The organism is Endozoicomonas sp. (genome assembly GCF_031844845.1).
Lineage (GTDB): Bacteria > Pseudomonadota > Gammaproteobacteria > Pseudomonadales > Endozoicomonadaceae > Endozoicomonas.
Genome location: NZ_JAVRMB020000415.1, coordinates 1 through 3534, shown reverse-complemented (window position 1 = coordinate 3534; position 3534 = coordinate 1). Strand labels below are relative to the sequence as shown.

Here is a 3534-nt window from a genome sequence, read left to right as displayed (position 1 = left end):
GTTGAAAGACTGCTTTTGTTATCGCAGTGGCGACAGTGACGGTGTAATTCTTAACCCAGACCGAATCAAGAAAGCTTTTAATTCCCCCTCCGCTTTAGTCATTACCCCAGTTTTGCTAAGCATCGCCTACCGGGAATACCTCGAAACCATGGATTGGTCGAAGCTTCTGGACGAAACATAATTGGGCTGTGAATGTTGTGGCGGCAAGAGTGACGCACCCTGACCTTTTCAGGGTTTCAATGACATATATGGACAATTTAAAGGCATCAGTGGAAAGGCATCAGTGGAAAGGCATCAACAGAAAGGCACTTATAATAGCGTCTAAATCAAACCAGCCTGTAGTACTATGACAAGAACCCATCGTTTGCTTATCTCCTGCCCGGATGCCAGTGGCATTGTGGTAACTGTTAGCCGGTTTATCGCCAACAACGGTGGTTGGTAAGGATGTTGAGAAAAATGTATTGGCATGAGGTCTGAGATACCATATTCAGGATAGAGTGATCATGGATGGTGGTAAAACCATAATTCCGGAGTAACTCACCTTTTTTTTGTCAAAAACTGTGGATAAGCTGTGAAAAGATGTGGATAACTTATAAGTTGGTGGTGAATTCACTGCTCTAGTTTAGAGAATTATAAGTACACAAGAACCACATAAAAACTGCTAAACCAACTGTCACCTAACCCAATAGAGACGGTTGTCATGCTCTCAGAAGACCATAAAACTATTCTGCGCGAACTCGCTATTTATGTGACTTTTTAGCTGGATCAGTATCATCACTTGCTGCACCAACGTTTTGTGAATTACTTATTGGTGGCATGCTGTCCGGCCAGGGGTTTCTCACTCAAGCCTTGTTAGCGGTCCGTTACGAAAACGTTTGGAGCAGTTATCACCACAGGGTTTCTCATGGCTATTGGCGCTGGCGAAGTTTGGCGTATCGGTTGACATTGCTAGTCTCATCAAAAGCGCCTGAAGATCAGATTCTTTCCACGATTCTTGATGACCTGACGCTTGAACGTTGCTCGGAAAATGCACCAGCATGTCGAACACATCATCAGCACAGTCGAAAAAAGAACCAGAGTCAGTATATTCTTGGGCAGTGTTGGGTCTATCTGGCGATCGCCTTTCATCGGGCTTCAGATAAGGTATACACAGCTATTCCTGTCATGGCTTTTCCATCGCCTAAATCAGGTAATACCAGCAAACTCAAAATTGCATGTGCGATGTTGAAATCGGTACGACAAACATTGTCTGACAGAGCTATTCGGTTACTCACTGACTGTTGGTTTATGAACTATTCGTAACAAAGTTATCCCGTAAAGAGGACGCTGTTTCACTAGCAAAGGATTGTGCCTCCTTACCTGCTTTCGACATTGCCTCTGATGTGGCTTGAGTTTGTACTGGAAGAATAATCATTGCCATCATCAAATAGTGCGCTATGATTTTATTCAGTCTTCGGTGTCCTGCGTGCATGGCATCCCCCAGCTTATCATTAGCCGAATAATACATCTGCACCCTCTTATTTCATTCCCTCTAACCTGCCCTGTTTGGGCAATAACAGAGAGTTAATTCTTTAGTGTTCAAACAAGGCTATTTATTTATTAGGTAACGGTTATGGGAATATTCAATCGTGTTGCCAGGTTCATTAAAAAGAGCTGGAACTTATTCCTTAGCTAGAGGTCAAAACATTTGATAGCAAACTATCACCTACTTAGATATCGATAAAAAGGGAGTAGAACAAGGAATAGAACAATTATGCCCATTTCTTCAATACCGCATTGTCGTGTCCAAACGGGTGTCGGCTCTGGTGTAGTTAATAGTGGTGAATCTTTAAACAATACAGGATTCAATAATGGCTGTTGGAATACCATATCCGGTTGTTGCAGACGCGTTAGTTGTTGCAGACGCGTTAGTGGGGAGTGGGAGTTTTCCGCTGCTAACGTAAAAATAGGCAGATTAGCTGCTGGGGAAGAATTTTCGCCAGTAAAAAATGATCCGTTAAGAAAAAAATCAGTTGAAGCTGCTATTACAGAGAAAAGTTTATTATGTCGATTCAAAACACTGAATAACTCATCCTTTGAAGAATATAAGAAGTTGGCCGTAAGAAGGTTGAGTGGTGATGATTTTTCATTCCATGAATTAAAAGCCTGTATTGAAGAGCTAAAAGAGTTTATAAAAGCGTACGAACAAAAAGATGATATTTTTCCTGACGAAAAGCTCGTTCTCTTGAATGCTAAGAATCGTTGTGATGAGCTTATTGATAAGGGTTTGCCTTCTCTGCAAGTTAGCAGGCATATTTACAAGGTCATGTCATTATTTGATTATTATATTTATACTCGAAAGCTGAAGCCTGATTTACCAATAGCAGAATTTCCCGAGAGGATTTGCTTTTGTGAATCTTTTAACTGGCATGAAGATAAACAGGAATATTGGTCACTTGTATTAAATAAGAGATTTAAAATCAAAAAACTTAAATGGCATAATAAAATGAGTGCTGATAGAGACTTTACGGGCTCTGTTGCAGACAATGGTGGACATACGGAAAAAGCTCAAAATAAAAGTTCCCATTCTGACAGTTGCAGAACTGAATTACCCGAAAATGCTGTCAAAAAAGAGTGTTCTACTATTAAAACTAACAGAAAAGGCTTTACGTATTTGGCATTTACATATTTCCCGGATAAGATGACTATGGCCGAGGTTTACGAACAGGTTGAACCATCCAGCTATGATCACTTTGAAGAAGTTTCCTGCAATAAAAGCTGTATAGTTTTACCTACTACTCTTTCGATAAGTTGTGAAAGCTTTAATAAAATACTCAGGGCTCCAATTTTTACGATGAAGGTTGAAAAAGGTGCTTCCAGGGTGGATGGCGGTATTTTTACCCCCCTTTGCAGTTACCGACATGACTTTCTTCATGCGGGCATGTATTTAACAAAATCTTTTAAAGACTTTCATGTGAACACTCCAGAGATGGGATGGGCAGAGAATCAAAATCCATTTATAATACATAGACCGATTATTGATTATCTATATAATGATTTTTATAAAAATGTTAAACTTTTAAGTGCTGGAGGTAAACCCGAAAAACAAGCTTGTTACATGTTGTTGTTTGAGATTCTTCATGAAAGAGATGGTTATACAGTGCGACCATATCATTTAATGGAATGCACTGATGATGAGTTCGAAAAAGCGGGCAGAGCATTGAAAATAAGAGTCGATCGTCATATGCTGGATCAATCCATCTTGGAATTCATTGATCCAGCCGTCAAAATGCTTAACAAATCCATCAGCGACAGCAAGTCGCAGGTTGGAAATAAAAAAAACGGTAATGATTAGAAATATATAAAGAAAAGACCAGCGGAGAGGTAAAACCTAGCCGTATTTACAATTCTGATGACCGGTATCTAAGCACTTTCATGGCCGTATCAACACTGTTCTCAACACTCGAAATATTCTTTAAAGATGATAAGGGAAGACTGAAAGACAAGGTGTATAACGACTGGGCCATAGGCTATATCGCGGGTTTCACTGATGCG

3 protein-coding genes are annotated in these 3534 nt (G+C 40.1%); all 3 read left to right on the top strand.

Going from position 1 to position 3534, the window contains the following annotated elements:
• A partial coding sequence (locus RM811_RS22865) for a hypothetical protein (RefSeq protein WP_402525595.1) occupies positions 1 to 181 on the top strand: 181 nt, incomplete at its 5' end.
• A gap of 758 nt (positions 182 to 939) precedes the next feature.
• Entirely contained in the window at positions 940 to 1302 is a 363-nt protein-coding gene (locus RM811_RS22860; protein WP_402528891.1) for a hypothetical protein, read from the top strand.
• 451 nt (positions 1303 to 1753) lie between these two features.
• Positions 1754 to 3334: a hypothetical protein gene (locus RM811_RS22855; RefSeq protein ID WP_402528889.1), complete on the top strand. Its 1581-nt coding sequence runs from the start codon at positions 1754 to 1756 to the stop codon at positions 3332 to 3334.
• Positions 3335 to 3534 lie beyond the last annotated feature (200 nt).